4 protein-coding genes are annotated in these 5614 nt (G+C 44.6%); 2 read left to right on the forward strand and 2 right to left on the reverse strand.

Annotated features, from left to right (window positions below; all coding sequences use genetic code 11):
• Positions 1-143: 143 nt before the first annotated feature.
• Positions 144-1508: an NAD-dependent succinate-semialdehyde dehydrogenase gene (locus O9332_RS09275; protein WP_002757038.1), complete on the reverse strand. Its 1365-nt coding sequence runs from the start codon at positions 1506-1508 to the stop codon at positions 144-146.
• 24 nt (positions 1509-1532) lie between these two features.
• The gene (gene pdxA, locus O9332_RS09280) at positions 1533-2561 is read right to left on the reverse strand and encodes a 4-hydroxythreonine-4-phosphate dehydrogenase PdxA (protein WP_002757040.1); all 1029 of its coding nucleotides are present in this window, start codon (positions 2559-2561) and stop codon (positions 1533-1535) included.
• A 257-nt stretch (positions 2562-2818) separates the two neighbouring features.
• On the opposite strand from pdxA, the gene O9332_RS09285 reads away from it, so the two are divergent.
• Positions 2819-4105, forward strand: a complete 1287-nt coding sequence (locus O9332_RS09285) for an RNA-guided endonuclease InsQ/TnpB family protein (RefSeq protein ID WP_288025076.1) — start codon at positions 2819-2821, stop codon at positions 4103-4105.
• A 114-nt stretch (positions 4106-4219) separates the two neighbouring features.
• On the forward strand, positions 4220-5377 hold the full coding sequence (corA, locus tag O9332_RS09290; RefSeq protein ID WP_002757043.1) for a magnesium/cobalt transporter CorA: 1158 nt from the start codon (positions 4220-4222) through the stop codon (positions 5375-5377).
• Positions 5378-5614 lie beyond the last annotated feature (237 nt).

The following is a 5614-nucleotide window of genomic DNA, read 5'->3' on the forward strand; positions in this document are numbered from 1 at the left end:
AAATGGGACTCAATATGATCAAAAATGCGCGGCATATTTTTAATCCGTAGGGTGCGCTCTTCGATAGCGTAACGCACCGACAATTGTGGTGGGTGATTTTGGTTATGGTGGTGGGTTACGCGTTGCTAACCCACCCTACTGATTTACTTAATCCAAACAGTTTTAACGTTGACAAATTCGCGAATACCTTCGACACTTAATTCCCGTCCAAAACCAGAACGTTTAATACCCCCAAAGGGCAAGCGAGGATCGGATTTAACCATACCGTTAATAAACACACAACCGGCCTCAATTTCGGTAATTAAACGCTCAATTTCTGCGGGGTTATTCGTCCAAGCACTAGAACCTAAACCAAAGGGACTATCATTAGCTAAAGCGATCGCTTCATCGATATTTTTGACTCGAAATAGTAAAGCCACCGGTCCAAAAAATTCCTCTTTTTCCCCCGGAGAACCGACAGGAATATCGGTTAAAATCGTTGGTAGATAAAAGTTACCTTTTCCCTCTAAACGTTGACCCCCCACAAGGACTTTACCACCCATAGCGACGGTTTTTTCGACTTGATGGGCAATTTCCGAGACGATCGATACCGTGGCCAAAGGACCGATATCAACAGTTTCATCGAGGGGATCACCAACTCTTAAAGCTTGGAATTTGGCCACTAATAACTGTTCAAATTGAGCGGCGACAGTTTCCATAACAATAAACCGTTTAGCGGCGATACAAGTCTGACCATTATTTAACAATCGCGCCGTTACTGCCGTAGCCGCTGCCGCCTCGATATCGGCAGTATCTAAAACGATAAAAGGATCACTACCTCCCAACTCCAAAACCACTTTTTTGATCTGTTTTCCTGCGGCGGCCGCTAAACTCATCCCCGCCGGTTCACTACCGGTTAAAGTGGCGGCTTTTACCCGTTCATCGTTAATTAAATCACTAACGCGATCGGCCCCGATCAAAAGAGTTTGAAAAGCACCTTCGGGAAAACCGGCTTCTAATAAAATTCTTTCCACCGCTAAAGCTGATTGGGGGACATTAGAAGCGTGTTTGAGTAGGCCGACATTTCCCGCCATTAAAGCGGGGGCAGCAAAGCGAAATACTTGCCATAAAGGGAAATTCCAGGGCATAACCGCTAAAATCACCCCTAACGGTTGATAACGGACAAAACTGCGACTAGCATCGGTGGTAATCAGCACATCTTCCAGATAACCGGCGGCATTATCGGCATAAAAACGACAAACCAAGGCACATTTGAGGACTTCTGCGATCGCTGATTTGATTGGTTTCCCCATTTCTAAAGTCATGGTTTTAGCCAATGCTACTTGATCCCGTTCCAAAATATCCGCCGCTTGCCGTAACCACTGTCCCCGTTCACTGATGGCGGTGCGGCGATACTGCTGAAAAGTGGCCTCAGCTAGGGCCAATTTCGCCGCCAATTCCTCCGAGGTTAGAGGGGTAAAAGTCTTGAGAATTTCTCCCGTGGCAGGGTTAACTGAAGCGATACCCATATCCCAATTGTCTCCTATCGAGGGCTATATCTCTAGTTTAGTTCTCCGGTTGTCCCGCTGCTGACATAATTCGATCGCTAATTGGATCGCCGCTTGCATACTCTGGGCCCTAGCGATGCCAAGACCGGCGATATCAAAAGCCGTCCCGTGGTCTGGAGAGGTGCGAACAAAAGGTAAACCGATGGTAGTATTAACAGCACAGTCAAAAGCCATTAATTTGACGGGAATTAGGCCTTGATCGTGGTATAATGCCAGATATGCGTCGGCGGGTTGCCCTGCACCGCTAAACCAAGCGCGTCCCGGTTCCACCCAAAGCGTATCGGGGGGGACAAGGCCGATTAATTGGGTTTGCGGGTATTTCTGCGCCATTGACTGCAACCAAGGCTGTAACCAGTCTTTTTCCTCCCTTCCCAGTTTTCCCGCTTCGCCACTGTGGGGATTAAGGCCGGATATGGCGATTTTGGGGCGATCGATGCCGAAATCTAGCTTTAAAGACTCGATCAATAGGTCTAGTTTTCGGGTCATCAGATCGGGGTTAAGAGCATCAGGAACTTCTCGCAGGGGTATGTGGGTAGTGGCGAGGAGAGTGCGTAAGTTATAGCCGGTGTGAGGGGATTTAGCGACGAATAGCATCCCATAACGGTTAATTCCCGCCATGGTAGCTAAAACCTCCGTTTGACCGGGGAAATCATAACCGGCCAACTGCCAACAGGATTTGGCAATCGGACCGGTGACAATACCATCAAATTCGCCCTTGAGGGTGCGTTTTATGGCTTCTTGCAGGTAAAGAAAGCTGATTTCACCACTGTGGGCATCCCCACGCCCGCAAACGATTTTTTCTTGATTGTAGGGCAAATCGATCAGAGAAAAGCGATCGAGAAGATGGGGATCGTGATAGGCTTTTTCGAGAAGCGTTCTTGTCCCGATTAGAGTAATCTGACAACCGGACGAGATTGGGGAATCGGCGATCGCTTTTAACACCACTTCAGGGCCGATTCCGGCGGGATCACCGACGGGGATAACTAGACGGGGAATAAAAGAGGCGAATTCCATAAATTTTGGCCGTCAATATTGCTAATTCTCCCGATTAATCTCATCGTTGACAATCATCAGGAGGGAATAAATCAGTAAACAATCTTCAGTTTACCTAAAATGTCGGATGAATGCCCCCGCTAAATTTTTTGACAAGACATCAACCTTTGCGGGGGATGAAATCCGACCAGGATATTGACTGCGAAGCACGATTTTAATTCTACCATTTGTAGGTAAACTGTGTTATACTTAATTGATCCAGGGTCGAGGATTAATCAATGCTAGTCGTAGAAGCCAAGCTAAAAAACGGGACACCAGAACAATATCACCGGCTTGATGAAGCTATCAAAACTTCTCAGTTTGTGCGTAACTCTTGTGTTCGTTATTGGATGGACAATAAGGGGACAACCCGGAATGATCTTCAAAAGCTTTGTGCGGTACTAGCTAACAATAAAGAGACACCATGGGTTAATAAATTAAACTCTCAAGCTCGTCAATCGGCTGCTGATAGAGCCTGGCAATCAATTAATAGGTTTTACCAGAATTGTCATGCTAAGATACCGGGGAAAAAGGGTTTTCCTCGGTTCAAAAAGCATAGCCGTTCGGTTGAGTATAAACTAACAGGCTACAAACTATCTGATGATCGACGTAAAATCAAGTTCACTGATGGTTTTAAAGCAGGAGAATTTGATTTATGGTGTAGTCAAAAAACCTTAGTTTATTATTCAGAGCAACAGATTAAACGGGTAAGAGTTGTTAGACGTGCTGATGGTTATTATTGCCAGTTTTTGATTGACATAGAACGGAAAGAATACCATAAACCAACGGGACAAATAACAGGAATTGACTTAGGGTTAAAAGAGTTTTATACTGACGCTCAAGGTAATACTGTAGAGAATCCACGTTATTTAAGAAAGTCAGAAAAACGACTAAAAAAAGCACAACGACGATTATCCAAAAAGTTTCGTCAAGGAAAGAAACAGTCTAAAAACTATCACAAGCAACGGGTAAAAGTAGCTAAACTTAATCTTAAAGTGTCAAGACAACGTAAAGACAAAGCAATTAAAGACGCTTTGGCGTTAGTCCAGTCTAATGATTTGGTAGTCTATGAAGCTTTAAAGGTAAGAAACTTAGTCAAAAACCGTAAACTTGCCAAGTCGATTAGTGATGCTTCTTGGTATCAATTCACTGAATGGTTGAATTATTTTGCCAAGATTTATCGGATTGTTTGTGTTGCTGTACCACCACATTTCACGACTCAAGATTGTTCAGTTTGTGGGACGAGAGTTCAAAAAACCTTAAGCACTAGAACTCATCAATGTCCTAATTGTCAAACAGTCTTAGATAGGGATCATAATGCAGCAATCAACATTCTTAAAAAAGGGTTACAATACTTGGGAAATTATCTCAACGGTACTGTTGGGCAAACAGAAACCGACCCAAACGCCTTGGGAGAGTCCGACCTCTGGGTTTTCAGTGGAGACATTGAGAATCTAAGTTGTCTCGTTGAACAAGGAATTTCTAACAGCGATGTGGAAAGAATCCCCCGTCACAGCGTAGCTTGACGGTGGGAGTATGTCAATGTAATCTCATGGCGATAGATAGTAACTTTAGGCAAATTAAATTTTTTAACTTTTCTGTTTTCTTATTGCCCAAATTAGCCAGATTGTTGTAAGCTTATGACCCAACTACAACCTGATATATTCGTTAACAATCGTCCCGATACCGATGGAGACGAGGAAGAAGACTACTTCGATTATTTTTATGATGAACCGGGTAGTGAACCGGGGACATTAATTATCGAACCGGATGCCAAACCCTCGCGGATTATTTTAATCGACTACGATGAAGATAACGCCATTCGCAAGGTGGATATTACTCCCAATGCTTGCGCCCCCTATATTGGCACAAATACCGTGTCTTGGATGGATATTCAAGGGTTAGGGAGTGAGACGGTTTTAAAACAAGTAGGGGAAATTTTTAATCTGCATCCTTTGTTATTAGAAGATGTGGTTAATGTGCCGCAGCGTCCCAAGTTAGAAGATTATAACAATCAATTGTTAGTGATTTCTCAGATGGTGCGACTGAAAGAAGATGAAAGCGGTTTTGATACAGAACAAGTGAGTTTTGTCTTGGGAAAACGCTATCTTTTAAGTTTTCAAGAGGAGGAATTACAGGACTGTTTTGAGATAGTCAGAGATCGAATTCGCACTTCCCAGGGACGAGTACGGAAATCGGGGGCGGATTATTTAACCTATTTATTATTAGATACGATTATCGATGGTTATTTTCCCGTGGTAGAACACTACGAAGATCGGATTGAAGCGTTGGAAGATATGATCATTAGTAATCCCGATCGAGATACAATGCAGGAAATCTATGATGTCCGTCGGGAATTATTGGCACTGCGTCGCTTAATTTGGCCGATGCGAAATGTCCTACATCTACTCATGCGTGACCATCATGGTATAGTCAGCGATGAAGTACAAATTTATTTTCGGGATTCCTACGACCACGTCATTCAAATTCTGGAAATTATCGAAGCTTATCGAGAATTAGCGGCGAGTTTGATGGATGTTTATATGTCCACTATGGGCAATAAATTAAACGAAATTATGAAGTTTTTAACCGTAATTTCGACGATTTTTATTCCCTTAACTTTTATCGTTGGTGTCTATGGCATGAACTTCGAGAATATGCCAGAATTGAAAGGAGAATGGAGTTATTTCCTTGTCTGGTTAGTCATGTTAGCCGTAGCGGGGGGCTTGATTTTTTACTTCTGGCGCAAAGGTTGGTTTAAACCAATTTATTCCCTGAAAGAGGAAGCAAAAAGTTAGTTAACGAAGGCGGTCGACAGGAGACAGGAGACAGGAGACAGGAGACAGGAGACAGGAGATTATTTTTATTTATTCTTCCCACACCCCACACCCCCCACCCCCCACCCCCCCCCCCCCCCCCCCCCCCCCCACCCCCCCCCCCGCCCCCCCCCCCCCCCCCCACCACCCCCCCCTGCCCTCCCCCCCCCTCCGACCCTCCCTACCCCCGCAACCCAATGACCCCCCCGCGAACCAACG

This window comes from Microcystis sp. LE19-10.1B, from assembly GCF_027530565.1.
GTDB classification, from domain to species: domain Bacteria; phylum Cyanobacteriota; class Cyanobacteriia; order Cyanobacteriales; family Microcystaceae; genus Microcystis; species Microcystis aeruginosa.

Bases quoted from the DNA above. Each gene is read 5' to 3' on its own strand.
- O9332_RS09275 (WP_002757038.1), bottom strand. From the start codon at position 1,508: ATGGGTATCGCTTCAGTTAACCCTGCCACGGGAGAAATTCTCAAGACT.
- corA (WP_002757043.1), top strand. From the start codon at position 4,220: ATGACCCAACTACAACCTGATATATTCGTTAACAATCGTCCCGATACC.
- O9332_RS09285 (WP_288025076.1), top strand. From the start codon at position 2,819: ATGCTAGTCGTAGAAGCCAAGCTAAAAAACGGGACACCAGAACAATAT.
- pdxA (WP_002757040.1), bottom strand. From the start codon at position 2,561: ATGGAATTCGCCTCTTTTATTCCCCGTCTAGTTATCCCCGTCGGTGAT.